17 protein-coding genes are annotated in these 17,666 nt (G+C 41.3%); 9 read left to right on the top strand and 8 right to left on the bottom strand.

The window, feature by feature from the left end; genetic code table 11:
* The first annotated feature begins 3 nt into the window (after nt 1-3).
* The gene (locus IC612_RS08630; protein WP_194739784.1) at nt 4-462 is read left to right on the top strand and encodes a FixH family protein; all 459 of its coding nucleotides are present in this window, start codon (nt 4-6) and stop codon (nt 460-462) included.
* Entirely contained in the window at nt 447-1,190 is a 744-nt protein-coding gene (locus IC612_RS08625) for a sulfite exporter TauE/SafE family protein (protein WP_194739783.1), read from the top strand. The genes IC612_RS08630 and IC612_RS08625 overlap by 16 nt, the downstream gene beginning before the upstream one ends.
* Before the next feature lie 52 nt (nt 1,191-1,242).
* Here the strand turns inward: IC612_RS08625 and serS are convergent, their stop codons facing one another.
* The 7 genes from serS to IC612_RS08590 form a co-directional block, all read right to left on the bottom strand.
* Complete coding sequence (gene serS / locus IC612_RS08620) at nt 1,243-2,514, bottom strand: serine--tRNA ligase (RefSeq protein ID WP_194739782.1); 1,272 nt, start codon at nt 2,512-2,514, stop codon at nt 1,243-1,245.
* Nucleotides 2,515-2,565: 51 nt separating this feature from the next.
* Nucleotides 2,566-3,060: a hypothetical protein gene (locus IC612_RS08615; RefSeq protein WP_194739781.1), complete on the bottom strand. Its 495-nt coding sequence runs from the start codon at nt 3,058-3,060 to the stop codon at nt 2,566-2,568.
* Between the two features lie 86 nt (nt 3,061-3,146).
* Nucleotides 3,147-3,641 carry a hypothetical protein gene (locus IC612_RS08610; protein WP_194739780.1) on the bottom strand — a complete coding sequence of 165 codons (495 nt, stop codon included), beginning with the start codon at nt 3,639-3,641 and terminating at the stop codon, nt 3,147-3,149.
* A 9-nt stretch (nt 3,642-3,650) separates the two neighbouring features.
* Entirely contained in the window at nt 3,651-4,430 is a 780-nt protein-coding gene (locus IC612_RS08605) for a (Fe-S)-binding protein (protein WP_194739779.1), read from the bottom strand.
* A gap of 23 nt (nt 4,431-4,453) precedes the next feature.
* The gene (locus tag IC612_RS08600) at nt 4,454-5,776 is read right to left on the bottom strand and encodes a (Fe-S)-binding protein (protein ID WP_194739778.1); all 1,323 of its coding nucleotides are present in this window, start codon (nt 5,774-5,776) and stop codon (nt 4,454-4,456) included.
* A gap of 13 nt (nt 5,777-5,789) precedes the next feature.
* Nucleotides 5,790-6,737 carry an MlaD family protein gene (locus IC612_RS08595; protein WP_194739777.1) on the bottom strand — a complete coding sequence of 316 codons (948 nt, stop codon included), beginning with the start codon at nt 6,735-6,737 and terminating at the stop codon, nt 5,790-5,792.
* Between the two features lie 129 nt (nt 6,738-6,866).
* The gene (locus IC612_RS08590; protein WP_194739776.1) at nt 6,867-9,014 is read right to left on the bottom strand and encodes a peptidylprolyl isomerase; all 2,148 of its coding nucleotides are present in this window, start codon (nt 9,012-9,014) and stop codon (nt 6,867-6,869) included.
* A gap of 260 nt (nt 9,015-9,274) precedes the next feature.
* On the opposite strand from IC612_RS08590, the gene lon reads away from it, so the two are divergent.
* The 7 genes from lon (at nt 9,275) to IC612_RS08555 (ending at nt 17,226) form a co-directional block, all read left to right on the top strand.
* Nucleotides 9,275-11,680, top strand: a complete 2,406-nt coding sequence (gene lon, locus IC612_RS08585; protein WP_194739775.1) for an endopeptidase La — start codon at nt 9,275-9,277, stop codon at nt 11,678-11,680.
* A gap of 119 nt (nt 11,681-11,799) precedes the next feature.
* Nucleotides 11,800-13,449 (top strand): glucose-6-phosphate isomerase, encoded by a 1,650-nt coding sequence (gene pgi, locus IC612_RS08580; protein ID WP_194739774.1) that lies wholly within the window; start codon nt 11,800-11,802, stop codon nt 13,447-13,449.
* A gap of 3 nt (nt 13,450-13,452) precedes the next feature.
* Nucleotides 13,453-14,331: a bifunctional methylenetetrahydrofolate dehydrogenase/methenyltetrahydrofolate cyclohydrolase FolD gene (gene folD, locus IC612_RS08575; RefSeq protein ID WP_194739773.1), complete on the top strand. Its 879-nt coding sequence runs from the start codon at nt 13,453-13,455 to the stop codon at nt 14,329-14,331.
* Nucleotides 14,332-14,348: 17 nt separating this feature from the next.
* Entirely contained in the window at nt 14,349-14,975 is a 627-nt protein-coding gene (locus tag IC612_RS08570; protein WP_194739772.1) for a 7-carboxy-7-deazaguanine synthase QueE, read from the top strand.
* A 70-nt stretch (nt 14,976-15,045) separates the two neighbouring features.
* The gene (locus IC612_RS08565) at nt 15,046-15,798 is read left to right on the top strand and encodes an MlaE family ABC transporter permease (protein ID WP_194739771.1); all 753 of its coding nucleotides are present in this window, start codon (nt 15,046-15,048) and stop codon (nt 15,796-15,798) included.
* The gene (locus IC612_RS08560; RefSeq protein ID WP_194739770.1) at nt 15,798-16,616 is read left to right on the top strand and encodes an ABC transporter ATP-binding protein; all 819 of its coding nucleotides are present in this window, start codon (nt 15,798-15,800) and stop codon (nt 16,614-16,616) included. The genes IC612_RS08565 and IC612_RS08560 overlap by 1 nt, the downstream gene beginning before the upstream one ends.
* Nucleotides 16,600-17,226, top strand: coding sequence for an outer membrane beta-barrel protein (locus IC612_RS08555; RefSeq protein WP_194739769.1), 627 nt, complete (start codon nt 16,600-16,602; stop codon nt 17,224-17,226). The genes IC612_RS08560 and IC612_RS08555 overlap by 17 nt, the downstream gene beginning before the upstream one ends.
* Nucleotides 17,227-17,262: 36 nt before the next feature.
* On the opposite strand, the gene IC612_RS08550 is transcribed toward IC612_RS08555, so the two are convergent.
* Nucleotides 17,263-17,595 (bottom strand): hypothetical protein, encoded by a 333-nt coding sequence (locus tag IC612_RS08550; protein ID WP_194739768.1) that lies wholly within the window; start codon nt 17,593-17,595, stop codon nt 17,263-17,265.
* Nucleotides 17,596-17,666 lie beyond the last annotated feature (71 nt).

Here is a 17,666-nt window from a genome sequence, read left to right as displayed (position 1 = left end):
GTTATGTTTAAGAACTTTACATGGGGACATGGTGTTGCAACGGCACTGGGTCTTTTCATCCTATTTATATTATCACTTATCTTCTTCTTTACAAGATCCTGGCAAAACGCTGAGCTAGTGTCTACAAATTACTACCAGGACGAATTGATGTATCAGGAGGTAATCGATGCAAAAAACAACGCGGATGCACTTAAGGAACAACCTTCGTACAACCAGACAGCGGAGGGTATCACCGTTGAGTTTCCTTCTACCATAGCTTTAGACCGCAATACCGTGGAATTTACCCTATTTAGAACGGACGATGCTAAATTGGATATAAACAAACAAGTAGCTCTCAAAAACAACCTCCTGCAAATACCTGCTGCCGTTCTAATCCCAGGCTCTTATACGCTTAAAGTACAGTGGAGTCAACAAGGGAAACCGTACCAAATTGACTACGATATTTTATGGAAAGTGCGCTAATATTTTCTGCTTTGAGCTTAGGTTTTGCAACCGGTTTTCACTGCATTGGTATGTGCGGGCCCATAGCACTCAGTATGGGACTCAGTAAAAAACAAGCAATCAATTTCCATCTCCAAAATACCACCTATAACTTAGGTCGGATTGTTACCTACACACTACTGGGCGGTATCCTTGGAATCCTAGGAGAGGGATTCAAACTAGCTGGACTTCAGCAATATCTTACGATCTTCGTGGGGATATCACTGATAGTTATGGCGTTCTTCACGTTTACAAAAGGCGATTTCGCCACGAAGATACCCATTGTAAACCGTGGACTGCTTCAAGTAAAAATGCGTTTAGGAAAATTACTTGCTCAAAAGGATCTGAAGTCTAGATTTCTAACAGGTATTCTAAACGGCTTACTTCCTTGTGGCATGGTGTACGTCGCGCTCACCGCATCTCTTGCCGCGGGCGGTATAGTCCAGGGAGCACTTTTCATGACACTGTTCGGACTAGGCACCTTTCCTTTCCTATTTTTAGTAGTCCTATTTGGTGGAATGCTCAATAGTGCACTTAGAATCAAAGTATTAAAAATAATGCCCTTTATAATGCTTATTATGGGCTCATTAATTATCGTCCGGGCTCTGGAGCTTGGGATTCCTTTCCTCTCCCCAGAAAAGCAAGCACTCGAAGTACAACACAATAATTCAAGGGAACACATGCAGGGCGATCACAGTACCTGCCATTAAAAAAAGGACAGTTTTATTTAAACTGTACTTTTACTATAATTCCTTTGAAAATCTAGTTTATTATCTCCATTCCTGCATACCGGGCAATCTTGTTTGGCAATACTATTCCCTCCGGGCTCTGATTGTTTTCCAGCAGAGCGGCCATAATCCTAGGAAGTGCCATAGCTGAACCGTTTAGCGTATGAACAAGCTGTGCCTTCTTTTCAGAACCTTTGTAGCGGCACTTAAGTCTATTAGCCTGATATGTCTCGAAATTGGAAACGGAACTAACTTCTAACCACCTCTCTTGCGCGGCGCTCCATACTTCAAAATCATAAGTCAATGCAGAAGTGAAGCCCATATCTCCTCCACAAAGGCGAAGCACTCTATAAGGGAGCTCAAGTTCGTTAAGAATCTCTTTTACATGCTCAACCATCTCGTCTAAGGCTTCATATGAATCTTCAGGCTTTTCGATACGAACAATCTCTACTTTCTCAAATTGATGCAGTCTATTGAGTCCCCGTACGTGTGCACCGTAACTGCCTGCTTCCCGACGGTAGCATTGAGAAAACGCCGTATTTTTTATCGGCAGTTGGTTTTCCTCTACAATTACATTACGATAGATATTTGTGACAGGTACCTCAGCAGTGGGTATAAGGTACAGATCATCCATACCTACGTGGTACATCTGTCCCTCTTTGTCTGGTAGTTGGCCCGTGCCGTAGCCTGACGCTTCATTTACCACATGGGGAGGATTAACTTCTTGGTATCCCGCATCCACGTTCTTATCTAAAAAATACTGTACTAAAGCCCGCTGCAACCTGGCGCCCTTGCCAAGATAGACGGGAAAACCTGCACCAGCAATTTTTACGCCTAGTTCAAAGTCAATTAGATTATATTTTTTCGCTAATTCCCAGTGCGGAAGAAGTCCCGTAGAATTAAGAGCGATTTCGTGGCTTTGGAAAACGATTTCATTCTCCTCTGCTCCGCCGCCTTCTTTAACAATCGGTGCCGGAATATTAGGAATAAGATAGAGTACCTGAAGCAGATTCTCTTCAATTTCTTCCAATTGTGACTTTAAGCTCTGTGTTGCATTCTTTAGGTCTGCAGTGCGCGATTTAGCCTGCTCTGCTAATTCCTTTTGAGCATTCTTCAATAGTGCGCCAATTTCTTTCGAAACACTATTAAGTTCCGCCAGTTTTTCATCCAGCTCAAACTGTAATCTCTTTCGCTGATCATCCAGCTGCAAAGCACTATCTACCAATTCTACTTCCTTAAATTTTCTCTTTTTAAGGCCTTCTAGCACTTTGTCTTTGTTTTCTCTTATAAAACTTACTTGCAACATTTGTCTTGTATTAACCGTACGCCCTTACTCTATGGCATACAAATTTACGGATTATTTAACCACAGTAACACTATTGCCCGCTCCGATAGGATCTATTGCTAGCAACTGCTGGTTATACTGAACTTTTGATATAAAAAACCGAGTTGGACTTAGCCTATATATGACTTGTAATGTATCGCTATGAACCTCAGCGAGCGAGTCTGTGGTATAATTAACCTGGATCTCTGTAGTAAACAATCTATCCATAGTTGAGGCATCAGACGTCTCTAGCCGGGTTGCTCCTGCCTGATATTCAATGTAGTTTATTCCCAAAGAGTCTTTCTTGGTTAAGAAATTTACATTCTCTCCAGCTCGGGCAGCCAATAGATCTTCCCAGCGTATTGGATCTGCGCCCGCATTCTGCCATATAGAAAGCAAATCCCTACCCTGCGTGTCTTTATAATAAATTTTTAGAGTCTGGTCAATTTGAACTTCCTGGGGGCCTTCAGAACGGGCGCACCCTATCAAATTGGAAATCAGCACTAATATAGTTAGGTAGTATTTCATGTTTTTGTGTCCTTAGCTACGATACGCTCACTAAAAAATAAAAGCCTGCAAATGTCAGGCTATTCTTAAATTGGTATTGGAGTTATTCAGTTGCTCACATAAATCCCTGCCCAGCTGCGGCGTAAAGGCAGTAAGAAATCGGACAAATAATTCACATACGTTGATTTCGAAAAGTCAAAAACCTGTGCGTCCTCACTAATTTCACCGCTACGCACTTCTTTACGAAATTCCGCAAGAGGTTTGGTAATAATGTTTTCTCCAATCATATAACTCGCTTTCATACGGTCAAACAGTCCTAGCGAATAGGTTGTGTCCAATTCGCGAAGTACTGAATTTAAGGCATCAATCGAGCAGCCAGAAGCCATTTCCTTATCTTCATCCACCACAACGATAATAAATTGATTATGCTCAATCTTAAAGGACGAGGACAATGGTTTACCATGGGCTCGCCAAGTGGAAAGATATTCAAATAATTTCTCCGCAATATCTTTACTCTCTTTTGCCGTGAAAGGCCGCGAGGCAGGATATATAATTACCCTGTAGTCATTTGTTTCAATTATTTCTGATTGTTCAATTTTCATTTCACTCTCTTAAAGGTCGTCAACTTCTGCTAGTAGCTCAGCAATATCTTTCACTTCCACTGTGCTATTGAAATGTTTTACTCCGTCGGTAATCATCGTCATGCAAAATGGGCACCCGGTAGCAATTACCTGAGGATTTTCTTCTAAAGCTTCTTTAGTGCGCTCAATATTTATATCGGTATAACCCTTTTCTGGCTCTTTGAACATCTGTCCCCCGCCTGCTCCGCAGCAAAGACCATTTTGTTTGCACCTCTTCATTTCGACAAGTTCCGCATCGAGCTTTTTGAGTAAATCCCGAGGCGCCTCATACTCATCGTTTGCACGGCCCAGATAACAAGGATCATGGAAGGTAATCTTCTTACCTTCGAACTTTCCGCCTTCAACTTTAAGCCTACCCTGTTGCATAAGATCCTTTAGCAACTGCGTATGATGTACCACTTCATAATTCCCACCCAGGCTTGGATACTCATTCTTCAACGTATTGAAACAGTGGGGACATGCCGTTACAATCTTGCGCACTTCGTAGGCATTTAGTATCTCAATATTGGTTAGAGCCATCATCTGAAATACAAATTCGTTACCTGCTCTCTTGGCAGGATCTCCGGTACATCCTTCCTCCTGACCCAGAACTGCGAATTCGACACCAATCTTATTTAGAATCTTACAAAAAGCTTTGGTTATCTTTTTTGCGCGGTCGTCAAAGCTACCGGCACATCCTACCCAAAAAAGAATCTCAGGAGCTTTACCTTCGGCGGCGTATTCTGCCATTGTCTTTATCTTCAGTTCCATATCTAAACTTCAATTATAAGAAATTATTCACTTGCCCAATTCAATCTATCCGCTTGATTGTATTGCCAAGGTGCTGCATTATTCTCAATATTGGACATCATAACGTTCCATTCCTGAGGAGCAGAAGATTCTTCCATAATCATGTACCTACGCAAATCTATAATGATAGATAGGGGATCAATTAATACGGGACAAGCCTCCACACATGCGTTACAGGTGGTACAGGCTCTGAGTTCTTCACGCGTAATATGATCGTCTAAGAGCTGGCGGCCATCGGGTTGGAAAGTGCCGTTGGCTTTAATATTTCGACCCACTTCTTCCAGACGGTCTCTGGTGTCCATCATTATTTTCCTCGGGGAGAGTTTTTTGCCTGTAAGATTGGCGGGACATACTGCTGTACACCGACCGCATTCCGTACAGGTATATGCATTTAAAAGCTGGACCTGGTTAAGGTCAAAAATATCGCTGGCTCCAAATTTATCATTGCTGTTCTGCTCTGTGGCCGCATAAGGATCTGCACTTGGATCCATCATTAACTTTATTTCTCTTGTAACCGACGCAAGATTATTCATTTCCCCTTTGGGTTCCAATTTTGAATACCAGGTATTGGGAAAAGCCAGAATAATGTGTAAATGCTTCGAATAGTAAAGGTAATTCATGAAAAATAAAATACCTATAAAGTGAAACCACCAAGCAGACCTTTCAGTGAATACCAGGGCCGTATCTGCGAAACTAAACCAATCTATTATAGGGACAAACAGAAGTTCGCTTACCGGAAAATTTCCAAGTGTTTGGTAGGCGCCTGAGCGTTGTAGCAAGACATCTGATGAATTCATCACGAAGAAAGCGGTCATCAGAGCGAATTCAATCACCAAAATCCAATTCGCATCGTTCTTGGGCCAACCAAAAAGCTCTTTCATAGTTAATCGCTTTACACCATAAAAATTGCGTCGTGCAAAAAACAGAACTACAGCAATAAGTACTAATAAAGCAAGGATTTCCAGAGTAGAAGTAAATAGCCCGTACAGTGTAGTACCCATCAAACCCGAAAGAACGCGGTGTGTTCCGAAAATACCATCAATAATAATTTCAATCAGTTCAATGTTGATTATAACGAATCCGACATATACCAAGAGATGTAGAAAACCTGCAACCGGGCGGGCGCCCATTTTACTTTGCCCCAATGCTACATAGGTCATCCGCATCCAGCGCTCTGAGGGACGGTCGGAACGGTTTATTGACTTCCCAAGTTTAATATTTTGGAATATAGAATTCAGACTACGGGCAAACAGGAAAATACCTGCAACCAGTAATACAACAAAAAGCACATTGTCAATATACTCCATGGTCAAAATTTAATTAGTTTGAGCTCTTACCAAATACCGAGATATTTAAGTAGCGCTTTGGATTGGCTTTCATATCCTCTACCAAAACATTTAGATTCTCTGCTGTTTTATTTAGATTATTGTAAAGTTGCTCATCTTTCGCTAATTTTCCAAGCGATCCTTCACCATTTTGTATTCCCGAAATAACACTATTCAATTTATCGGCAGTTACGCTCAGCTTTTCAATAGTATTGTTAAGCTTTTCAGTGTCGATACTTTCCGCAACAGTCCCATATTTGTCGATTGCATTTTTAGCGCTTACGGTTGCTAGATTTGCATTATCCAACATTCTCTGAATTCTTGGATCGTTGTTTGCAAGCAATTGATTTGTTTGTCGGCTGGTAGTTTCAAAAGCGGAAACCGTACGGTTCAAACTGGCAAGTAGCGCCCTGATTTCAGCTTGATTACGTGCATCGGTAATAGCATTTGCATTAAGCATCAAAGAATCCACCCGTTTCAAAACCGACTGCACCTGATCCTTAACGGGACCTACTTGCGATCCTATACTGTTGAGCATTGAATCTTTATACCCACCCGCTAAGGTATCACCATCTTTAGCCATCTCTCCACCATACGCTAGATTGATACGAACCTGCTTGCCGCTCATGAAACCTGGCTCGAAAATTTCGATGGTAGACTTCTTAGAGAATTCAAATTCGTCGTCTACAATTACTTTCAAAACAAAATGTATCTTACCCTTGGCGTCTGTAATAGGGGTAATGGCATCCACCTGACCCACTTTCAATCCATTGATTGAAACAGGGCTGGAAGCTTCTAATCCTTCTACATTATCATACTTGGCATAGAAAATATTGTCGGTAGTAAAAAGATTTTTTCCTTTCATGAACTGAAACATAAAGACAAATCCTAATATAGCAACTACCGCAATTAATCCGGCCTTAACTTCTTTCGATAAATTCACTTTTGTATTTTTTAGCACACAAATATATGATAATTTAAAGAAAAACACTGTAAACTACGTGCTTAGGGCAAAACATAAAAAAAGCGACGGAACTAAGAAATTCCGTCGCTTATCTTTAATTTAATTATTCTATTGTACTGGCTTATTCCAAACTTCTATTCGGTAGTCCTCAATGTCCGCGTTATCCTGTAAGCTCTTCATCAGCAATTGTCCAAACATTTGTGCATTTTGGCCGGCAATCGCTTCAGCAACTTGCTTCGCATCACCTGGTTGTTTATTTACTTTTTCGGATTTCTTAAGCACTACGTAGACGCCTGTCATTCCTTCCACAGGCTTAGACAACTTTCCTTTTCCAATTCCAAAAGCAGCACCAGCAACTTTAGGCTCCATCGCCATACCCACTGCTGGAGTAAGCAGATTCACATCAGCACTTGCTTTGGAAGTTCCAAAAAGCTTAGCAATTTGTTCTAATGACGTAGCTTTTGCACCATTTATTCTTTCTACTATTTTCTTTGCAGCAAGCTGATTCTTCACTACTGGCTCAATCTGCTCTCGCACAGATTCTGGATCCACTAGACCGGCATCCTGTTTTCCATTGTAGAAAGCTACGATTCGATCACCTGTGCCTTCCACTACAAAATATTCCGTTTCTCCTTTTTTCCTTTTCTTGTCGAACGCCCAAGCAATTATTTCTTCGTCTTTATCCGTTCCCAATCCTTGAATCTGACCTTCAAATCTTTTTAAAGTTTTAGGATTTACAAACTGGTAATTTGATTTTTTTGCCAAATTTGAGAAATCATTGAAAGACTTGCCTTGAACTTGCTGTATAAACCTTCTGGCATTCTTATCCACTGCGTTTTCTGTCTCATCTGAAGGTTTAACCGCCTTGACCAAATTAGCAATCTTGTACCCCATCGCTCCGGCTTTTTTATCCTGGATATTGATGATGTGGTAACCAAACTGTGTTTCCACTACGCCCGTCGCTCCTTTAGGATTAGCGTTTAGGAAGGCTAAGAATTCAGGAACAAAAGGCGTCTCTGGTGTTGTCCAACCCAAGCTTCCTCCTTGTGCAGCGGAGCTCGGATCATTAGAGACAGCTACAAACTCGGGGAATCTATCAATAGAGCTCTTAAGAATAGTCCCGATTGAATCTGCTAATTTTTTTGCTTCTTCTTTAGTACGCGTAACTCCCTGCCCGGCCGGACTGTCTTTATGTGCTATTAGAATATGACGCGATAAGGTAGAATCCGAAGTCTTTTTGTCTAGTAACTTGGAAACTACATAAAAATTCTGCTCTTTATACGGTCCGAATACCTGGCCAATAGGTGCATTAACAACATCGTCCGCAATTGTGGCAGGCAACTGTTCCTTAGTGAAATATGTAGGATTAAAAGGAAGATCAGAATTTAACATCACAAACATGGAATCGTTTGTAGTATTCTTGAAATTTTCGGTTCCTCCACTAGCATCCGTACCTTGAGCGAATAACTTATCGATTTCCGCTTTAGCCTTTTGATCGTCCTTGAGGCTAGGTGTTGCAGGGAAATAAACAAGACCTACATTTCTGGACGCCTCTGCTTTGTAGGTAAGTGGACGTTTTTTTATAAAATCTGCCAGATCCGCGGTAGTTACTTTAATGGGGTTTTTCTGCAAGAATGAGGCGTAATCCACTTTTACATAATCGATCTGAGCAGTCAAATCTCTTTGGCGAATCATCTCTTCGGCCTCCTTTTTACTTACTGTTATACCATTGCTGATGTTGGCGAAAAGTTGTCTGGCCATCATGCGGTATTCAATACTCTTTTTAAATTTCAACCATTGATTGTATTCTTGAATATTCCCACTTTCTTCCAGCCCTTCGTAGTATTTTTTTACTTCCTGAAGTTTAAAATTTCCTTTTTCATCGAAATAACTTGGATTTTGAGAAAACAATGGATCGTACTGCACTTGACTCCAAAAGAAATCGTCGTTCAAATTTAATCCGAGCTTTTCGAATTGCTGTTTAATGAGTTTAGACTGCACTAACATTTGCCAGGCCTGCTCTTCTAGACCTACTGCGGGAGCTCCCTGCTGTTGCGCCTGTTGCTGCAGAATAAATAATTGATCACTAAACTCATCTCTGGTGATTTCCTCGCCATTAACTTTACCTAAAATGTTAGGGTTTTTACCGAAAACCTGATCAAATGTATCGGGATTAACTAAAAATGCCAATAGCGCTACCGCTATCACACCTACCATTAACCATGATCTTTTTCTTATTTCACCTAAAACTGCCATTCGTTATTCATTTTTATCAGTGTGCGAAAATACACATTTTAAAGATATTAGAAAAAAAAGAACACATTTAATTTGACCGCACTAGTTTGAATAAATACCATAATTCGGCAAATCTGTCACAGCATATAAAAGTTGCCTGAGTGGCATAGGAATTGAGCCTTATTCATTTTGCACACATAATCCGAGTATTTAGCATATCTGTGCATTTTATTTTTACTGATCTCATACAAAAAATGACATTCTGTCAAGACAATTAACTTATGAACGAATTTGAAAACTTGGAATTTGACAATCTAATGGAAGGAGATTTTAATATTGTTGCGGATGAAGTAGAGTTTTCGGATGCAGACGATAAGAGAAATTCTAAGAATAAAGAAGAATTTGCCATTCTTCCGGTACGCAATATGGTTATGTTCCCAAAAGTGGTTATTCCCATCACGGCTGGCCGCGAGCAAAGCAAAAGATTACTTGAAGAAGCCCATCGTAACGGTGATATAATTGGAATTGTCACGCAAAAAAACGGCATGCTGGAAAGTCCTTCTGAGGGCGACCTCCACAGCATTGGAACACTGGCGCGCATTATAAAAATAATCACCTTACCCGAGGGTAATATAACTGCGATAACAAGGGGGGTACAACGTTTTAAAATTAAAGATTTTGTCTCTACCTCACCCTATTTTAAAGCGAAACTACAACTATTGAAAGACTCCTCCACACGCAATAAGGAGGAATTTGATGCATTATTGGAGAATATCAAAGAACTAGCACTTAAGATTATTCAGCTAGATCCAAACATACCAAACGCTGCGAATTTTGCGATTAACAATTTGAATGACCATGAAGATCTACTTAATTTCATTTGCACGAACGGTAATTTTGAAATAGAAGAGAAGCAACGGCTACTAGAAGAAAAAAGTTTAATGAAGCGGGCTCAGAACTGCTACGAACTAATGCACGAAGACTTCAGAAAGCTGGATCTTAGAAATCAGATTCACCAGAAAACTTCACGCGATCTGGATAAACAGCAACGTGAGTACTTTTTGAACCAACAGATAAAGACTATTCAGGAAGAACTAGGCGGAGGTGCAGAATCGGATGCGGAAGAGCTTCGCAATAAAGCCGCTCAGATCGTGTGGCCGTCTGATGTAGAGGAGCATTTTACTAAAGAACTAAGTAGACTTCAACGCCAACATCCCAACTCGCCGGACTACAATGTCCAGAGAAATTACCTGGATTTTTTCACCGAATTACCTTGGAATAAATATTCTCAGGACAGTTTTGATTTAAATAAGGCACAAAGAATGCTGGATCGGGAGCATTTCGGACTCGAGGATATTAAAAAACGTATTTTGGAGCACATGGCGGTGCTTAAATTGAAAAACGATATGAAGTCCCCGATACTTTGCTTAGTGGGGCCTCCAGGGGTAGGAAAAACATCCTTAGGAAAATCCGTGGCTGACGCTCTTGGCAGAAAATATGTACGCGTATCGCTTGGTGGGCTGCATGACGAAAGCGAAATCCGAGGGCACAGAAAGACCTATATAGGTGCTATGGCGGGGAGAATATTACAATCCATTAAAAAAGCCGGAACCTCCAATCCTGTTATTGTTTTGGACGAAATCGACAAGGTGGGACAAGGAATTCATGGCGATCCAAGCTCCGCGCTTCTGGAGGTATTAGATCCGGAACAGAACCATAGTTTTTATGACAATTACCTCGAATACGGGTACGACCTCTCAAAAGTCATGTTCATTGCCACCGCAAATTCGTTAAACACCATTCAAACGCCGCTTCTTGACCGGATGGAGATAGTTCAGCTGACCGGTTATACTTTAGAAGAAAAGGTTCAGATAGCGAAACGACATCTAATCAAAAAGTTACAGCAAGACAACGGACTTAGTAACAAATCTTTCAAGCTGGGCGATAAGGAACTTCAACATATTATTAATGCGCACACCTCTGAAAGTGGGGTGCGTACTTTGGAGAAACGTATTGCTGCAATAGCACGCTGGGTTGCATTGCAAATAGCCATGGAAAAAGAATATGATTCCAAGATTACAGTGGCCGTAATAGATCAAATCTTAGGGGTACCACGACCAAAAAGTCTTTCGGAGATCACTTCAGTACCTGGAGTGGTCACAGGTCTAGCCTGGACGAGCGTGGGCGGGGACATTCTGTTCATTGAAAGTATATTGAGTGAGGGGAAAGGAACTCTGAGCATGACAGGTAACTTAGGCAACGTGATGAAGGAATCGGCAACGATTGCCCTAGAATTCATAAAGGCAAAACACAGCGATTTAGGCATTTCCCACGAGCACATTAAGAACAAAAATATACATGTGCACGTGCCGGAAGGAGCAACTCCCAAGGATGGTCCTTCTGCAGGAATAGCGATGCTCACATCCATGGTGTCCAGCTTTAAGAATAAAAAAGTAAAGAGCCATCTGGCAATGACAGGGGAAATTACCTTGAGAGGAAAAGTCTTGGCAGTAGGAGGTATTAAAGAGAAACTTCTAGCCGCTGCCAGGGCAGGAGTTAAGGAAGTAATCTTAAGTAAGGACAACAAGAAAGACGTTGAGGAAATAAACAAAGACTACCTGAATAAATTACAAATACATTACGTTTCACGGATGAGTGAAGTGATAGACCTAGCACTTGTCGATTAAGCTAAGTAAAATCATAGTAATACCATTTCAATTATACCTCCATTTCCGTATGGAGGTATAATTTTTCCTAAATTTGCGTCGTTAAAATTCCTTATTCTAAAACATCAAAAAACAGCTCCATGCTTCCACGAATAAATCCACAAAAAACTACTGCTTGGTCAAAGTTAACCGCCCATTACCATCAAAACCAATGGGAGCTACGCAGTCTCTTTGCACAAGACCCACAACGCTTTTCTAAAATGTCTGTTCAGACGGATAATTTTTTGTTTGATTACTCAAAAAACCTCATTACCGATGAGACTTTAACTTTGCTTTTGGACCTGGCAAAGGAGTGCCATTTGGAAGATGCGATCGAACGCATGTTTAACGGGGATAAGATAAATGAAACGGAAAACAGGGCTGTACTGCATACCGCACTTCGCGATTTCTCTCAAGAACCGATCTTTGTCGATGGAAAGGATATAAAACCTCAAATCAAACGGGTTTTAGATCAGATGGATGCATTCAGCACGAAAGTTATTTCTGGTGAGCATCAAGGATATACAGGAAAGGCAATTACTGATGTTGTTAATATTGGCATCGGTGGATCCGATTTAGGTCCTGTTATGGTAAGCTCTGCGCTCAAACATTATCGTTCGCGTTTGAATGTCCATTTTGTATCAAACGTTGATGGCAATCATATCGCAGAAACAATCCGCACATTGGATCCTGAGAGCACTCTATTTATTATCGCTTCAAAAACTTTTACCACACAGGAAACCATGACCAATGCAGAATCTGCACGCCGCTGGTTTCTGCAGTCTGGAGCCAGTGAAAAAGATATTGCAAAACACTTTGTTGCACTTTCCACTAATACGCAAGCGGTAAGTTCCTTTGGGATTGCTCCTGAAAACATCTTTGAGTTTTGGGACTGGGTAGGCGGTCGTTATTCTTTATGGAGTGCGATTGGCCTTAGTATTTCGCTTTCCATTGGACATGCCAACTTTTTGAAACTACTTGAGGGGGCTAATGCAATCGATAAACATTTCAAAGAGACGCCCCTTGAAGCTAATATACCCGTCTTAATGGGACTGCTTGGCATCTGGTACCGCAATTTTTTTGATGCTTCTTCCTACGCAATTTTACCGTATTCGCAATATCTGGATCGCTTTGCTGCATATTTACAGCAGGCGGATATGGAGAGTAACGGCAAATGTGTAGACCGCTCCTCGGCATTTGTGGATTATCAGACGGGACCTGTGATTTGGGGCGAACCGGGAACAAATGGGCAGCATGCGTTTTACCAGCTCCTGCATCAGGGAACGGAATTAATTCCAGCCGATTTTATCGCTTATGTTAATTCATGCAATCCCCTTTCCGACCACCAACCTAAACTCCTGGCCAATTACATTGCACAAACTCAGGCCCTGGCCTTTGGAAAAACAGAAGAGGAGGCGCAGGACGAACTGTTGCAACAAGGTTTATCGCACCAGGATGCATCGCGAATGACTAACTTCAAGGTTTTCCCGGGCAATACCCCTACAAACTCATTATTCTTTGATGAACTAACGCCCTATTCTCTGGGACAGTTAATCGCGCTTTACGAGCATAAAATCTTTGTACAGGGTATCATCTGGAATATTTACAGTTTTGACCAGTACGGCGTGGAACTTGGAAAGGTGCTTGCTGGAAATATCCTTAGAAATTTAACTACCGACGAGGAATCCCACGAGAACGACAGCTCTACGCAGGGCCTTATCAATTACTTTAAAAACAAGAAAAACAATTAGGATATGGCAGTAATATTAGATGGCCTTAAGGTTTCCCAGGACATTAAAGAAGAAATAAAAAGAGAGGTTGATAAAATCGTTGAAAAAGGTTTGCGACCGCCCCATCTTGCTGCAATCCTTGTCGGCGAAAACGGAGCAAGTAAAGCATACGTCAGCAGTAAAGTTAAAGATTGCCAGGAGGTTGGATTTACCTCTACCTTAACCAAACTGCCCGATACGGTCAATGAGAAAGAACTTTTGGAACAAATTGAACTACTGAACCAGGACGATTCTATCGACGGCTTTATCGTACAACTACCCCTGCCCAAATCCATAGACCAAGAAACCGTAATTAATGCGATAGATCCCAAAAAAGACGTGGATGGGTTTCATCCGGAAAATTTTGGAAGAATGGCATTGGAAATGGATGCTTATTTACCGGCCACCCCTTATGGCATCATGACGCTCTTAGAGCGGTACAATATCGAAACAAAAGGCAAGCATTGCGTCGTTATTGGCCGCAGCAGAATTGTTGGCAGACCCATGAGTATCCTATTGAGCAGTAAAGGAAATCCAGGAGACTCCACAGTTACAGTGGTGCACAGCCATACACAAAATATTGAGCAGTTCACGCGCCAGGCAGACATCATTATTGTCGCGTTAGGTGCACCAAAATACTTAAAAGCAGACATGATCAAATCCGGTGCAGTAATCATTGATGTTGGAATTACGCGCGTAGAAGATGATGGAACCAAAGGCTACCACCTTGAAGGCGATGTGGACTTTGAATCGTGTAAAGAGGTAGCAGGATGGATCACACCAGTTCCAGGGGGAGTAGGACCAATGACACGTGCTATGCTCATGAAGAACACCCTTCTTGCATACAAGAAGCATGGCAAGTAACCAAGCTCTATTATTGGATGAATAAAGAAAATGAATTATTAGATCAAGGTGTAATGCTCCCGGTAATGGAGCATTTTTATACTATTCAAGGCGAGGGTGCTCATACAGGAAAAGCAGCTTATTTCATCCGTCTGGGTGGCTGTGACGTGGGATGCCATTGGTGCGACGTAAAGGAGAGTTGGAATCCACTGCTCCACCCTTTGCATAATGCGCGAGAAATTGCAGAGAAAGCTGCAAGTTTCTGCAAGACTGTGGTACTTACCGGCGGGGAGCCACTTATGTACAATTTGAATCCCTTAACGCAGCGCCTTAAAGAACTCGGATGTACCATTCATATTGAAACCTCGGGCGCGTACCCCTTGAGTGGTATTTTAGACTGGATAACCCTTTCCCCTAAAAAAACCATGCTGCCTTTGCCCCAAATTTATACGGTTGCCAGCGAATTGAAAGTAATCGTTTATAACAATCACGACTTCCAATTTGCATTGCAGGAGGCCGAGAAAGTTACTAGAAATTGTATGCTTTATCTGCAAAGTGAGTGGAGTAAAAGAGATACCATGTATCCCGCTATAACCGACTTCATCATGCAAAACCCCCAATGGAGAGCCTCCGTTCAAACGCATAAGTATCTGAATATTCCTTAACTCTTCCCGTATACATTAGGGAAAGGACCTTTTGCTCAAAAAATTAAAATAATAATATTACTTTCGTAGAATGATAAAAAAGTTCCTTTCGGCACTAGGTGAGTACTTTATCTTAATGGGTAAAGCCATCCGAACGCCGCAGAAAGCATCGGTGTTCTGGAAGCTTTTTATGCGTGAAATCAATGACCTTGGAGTAAATTCATGTGGGTTAGTGGTCTTTACCTCCGTCTTTGTAGGGGCGGTTGTTGCAATTCAGATGTTTAATAATTTCAGTGCTTCGTCGTTTCCTATTCCGGCTACCTTTGTGGGCTACGCTACCAAAGCGGTATTGGTTTTGGAATTTTCTCCAACAATCATTTCCTTAGTACTAGCCGGTAAAGTAGGGTCGTATATTGCCTCTAGTATAGGCACCATGCGTGTTTCTGAACAGATTGATGCTTTGGATATCATGGGAGTAAATTCTTCCAATTTTTTAATCCTGCCAAAAATATTAGCCTGTGTTATTTTTAACCCTCTTCTTATAGCACTTTCTATTGTGGTAGGAGTATACGGCGGTTATTTGGCAGGACAGATTACCGGAAACTGGACTTCAGCGGATTATATCAGCGGAATTCAAATGTATATGCCCAACTTATTTTACACCTACGCCTTTGTAAAAACAGTGGTGTTTGCGTTTATAATTGCTACGGTTCCGGCCTATTTTGGATATAATGTCAAAGGTGGATCCCTTGAAGTGGGAAGAGCCAGCACCCAAGCTGTCGTTTGGACGATGGTATTTATCATTCTTTCCGAATTAATTCTAACCCAAATGATTCTTAGCTAATGATTGAGGTAAAAAGTCTTAAAAAAGAATTTGACGGCACGGAAGTACTTAAAGGTATTACGACTACGTTTGAAACTGGTAAGGTTAATCTTATCATTGGGCAAAGTGGCTCAGGGAAGACTGTTTTTCTAAAATCCTTACTTAACGTTCATGAGCCCACCAGTGGAACCATTCTTTTTGACGGAAGAGATATCATGAAGATGGGGCGTGACGAGAAGCAGACACTACGCTCGGAGATCGGCACCGTATTTCAAGGCAGCGCATTATTCGACTCGCTCACTGTAGAAGAAAATATCACGTTCCCCTTGGATATGTTTACCAATTTAACGTTCAGGGAAAAAAAACGCAGGGCCTTTGAAGTAATGGGCAGGGTACATTTAGACAATGCACACCGAAAATTTCCGTCGGAAATCTCTGGAGGAATGCAGAAAAGGGTGGCGATAGCTAGGGCTATTGTCAATAATCCTAAGTATCTCTTTTGCGATGAACCGAACAGTGGTCTGGACCCGTATACCTCAAATGTAATTGACGATCTGATCCTGGAAATCACCAAAGAATACAATACCACTACTATTATCAACACCCACGATATGAATTCCGTGATGACAATTGGCGAGAAAATTGTATATCTCAAAAATGGAATATTGGAATGGGAAGGTGATAAAAATAAAGTGATAACTGCTGGGAACCGCAATTTGATAGATTTTGTGTATTCTTCAGAGCTATTTAAAGAACTTAGAGACTACTTTCTGCAAACCGATAAAACTTCAATTACAAACGTAACTACAAAAGTTAGAGAAAATGAAAAAAACAATTAGTCTAGCGTTAATAGCATTCTCAGCAACTGCTTTCGCTCAGGTTTCAGTATCGGGAAAAGCCAACATGCTCTTCCCAACCAGTAACCCGACTTGGGAAAATATATCGAATTCCGCAGTAGAAGCATACGAGTCTGAAGGTAAAAACAGTGTAGGATACAATTTCGGTCTATCAGTAAAAGTGGATTTACCAACTTCTCTGTTTATTCAACCCGAGTTGTATTATTCTACTTTTAAGAATGAGCTAACGGATCCTGTAACCAATACAACTATTGAAGCGAAAAGCAACCGAGTGGACCTTCCGGTTTTAGTAGGAACCAATGTATTGGGTCAAACGCTTGGCGTATTTGTTGGTCCTGTAGCAAGTTATAACCTTAGCACCGACAATCAGTATAATGACTTTCGTGAAAACGCCAAGGATAACTTTACAGTAGGCTATCAATTCGGTGCCCAAGCAAAAATCAGCAATTTTGTTCTCAACGCAAGATACGAAGGAGCATTCACCAACGACCAAAGAGAATTTATTAACAACAACGTATCGGGAGAAACCTATACCGTTAGATACGACAACCGTCCTAGTTTGCTAATTCTGGGGGTGGGTTACACCTTCTAATAAGAAATAGCACATAAATGGAATAGTGCCTGATAATCAGTAAAAATTATCAGGCATTTTTTTTGTGGCACTTTCCGTGTCCAATTCCGAAATCTTATTTTCCCTTGCTAACTCGGCGTTTCTTTTCTCCAGTAGCACTTTTTCCTTTTGCAGCTCACGGAGTTCCTTCATTTTCTGTTGGTGCTTAAGCGCTGTACCTTTCGATACATAGCCTACCATTCCGCCAATGATCAGGCCTATACCTACTCCACCCATTATACCCATCATGTGGGATAACTTAATCTGCTCAACCGAAAAATCAGTGGTCAGATAGAACAACAATGCAGAGAGGAGCAGTAAGACAATTCCAATTAAACTAATACTTTTCATAGGGCTAATAATTAACAAACCTTCCCAAATTTAGTGTAAATATTGGAAAGGTTTGAAATATATTACGTCTT

This window comes from Planobacterium oryzisoli (genome assembly GCF_015354315.1).
Taxonomy (GTDB): domain Bacteria; phylum Bacteroidota; class Bacteroidia; order Flavobacteriales; family Weeksellaceae; genus Planobacterium_A; species Planobacterium_A oryzisoli.
Note: the sequence above shows the minus strand (reverse complement) of the source record. Positions and strands in the feature narration are given on the sequence as shown.

Excerpts from the sequence above, each read along its gene's own strand:
- IC612_RS08630 (WP_194739784.1), top strand. The coding sequence starts at position 4 with ATGTTTAAGAACTTTACATGGGGACATGGTGTTGCAACGGCACTGGGT.
- IC612_RS08625 (WP_194739783.1), top strand. The coding sequence starts at position 447 with ATGGAAAGTGCGCTAATATTTTCTGCTTTGAGCTTAGGTTTTGCAACC.
- serS (WP_194739782.1), bottom strand. The coding sequence starts at position 2,514 with ATGTTGCAAGTAAGTTTTATAAGAGAAAACAAAGACAAAGTGCTAGAA.
- IC612_RS08615 (WP_194739781.1), bottom strand. The coding sequence starts at position 3,060 with ATGAAATACTACCTAACTATATTAGTGCTGATTTCCAATTTGATAGGG.
- IC612_RS08610 (WP_194739780.1), bottom strand. The coding sequence starts at position 3,641 with ATGAAAATTGAACAATCAGAAATAATTGAAACAAATGACTACAGGGTA.
- IC612_RS08605 (WP_194739779.1), bottom strand. The coding sequence starts at position 4,430 with ATGGAACTGAAGATAAAGACAATGGCAGAATACGCCGCCGAAGGTAAA.
- IC612_RS08600 (WP_194739778.1), bottom strand. The coding sequence starts at position 5,776 with ATGGAGTATATTGACAATGTGCTTTTTGTTGTATTACTGGTTGCAGGT.
- IC612_RS08590 (WP_194739776.1), bottom strand. The coding sequence starts at position 9,014 with ATGGCAGTTTTAGGTGAAATAAGAAAAAGATCATGGTTAATGGTAGGT.
- lon (WP_194739775.1), top strand. The coding sequence starts at position 9,275 with ATGAACGAATTTGAAAACTTGGAATTTGACAATCTAATGGAAGGAGAT.
- pgi (WP_194739774.1), top strand. The coding sequence starts at position 11,800 with ATGCTTCCACGAATAAATCCACAAAAAACTACTGCTTGGTCAAAGTTA.
- folD (WP_194739773.1), top strand. The coding sequence starts at position 13,453 with ATGGCAGTAATATTAGATGGCCTTAAGGTTTCCCAGGACATTAAAGAA.
- IC612_RS08570 (WP_194739772.1), top strand. The coding sequence starts at position 14,349 with ATGAATAAAGAAAATGAATTATTAGATCAAGGTGTAATGCTCCCGGTA.
- IC612_RS08565 (WP_194739771.1), top strand. The coding sequence starts at position 15,046 with ATGATAAAAAAGTTCCTTTCGGCACTAGGTGAGTACTTTATCTTAATG.
- IC612_RS08560 (WP_194739770.1), top strand. The coding sequence starts at position 15,798 with ATGATTGAGGTAAAAAGTCTTAAAAAAGAATTTGACGGCACGGAAGTA.
- IC612_RS08555 (WP_194739769.1), top strand. The coding sequence starts at position 16,600 with ATGAAAAAAACAATTAGTCTAGCGTTAATAGCATTCTCAGCAACTGCT.
- IC612_RS08550 (WP_194739768.1), bottom strand. The coding sequence starts at position 17,595 with ATGAAAAGTATTAGTTTAATTGGAATTGTCTTACTGCTCCTCTCTGCA.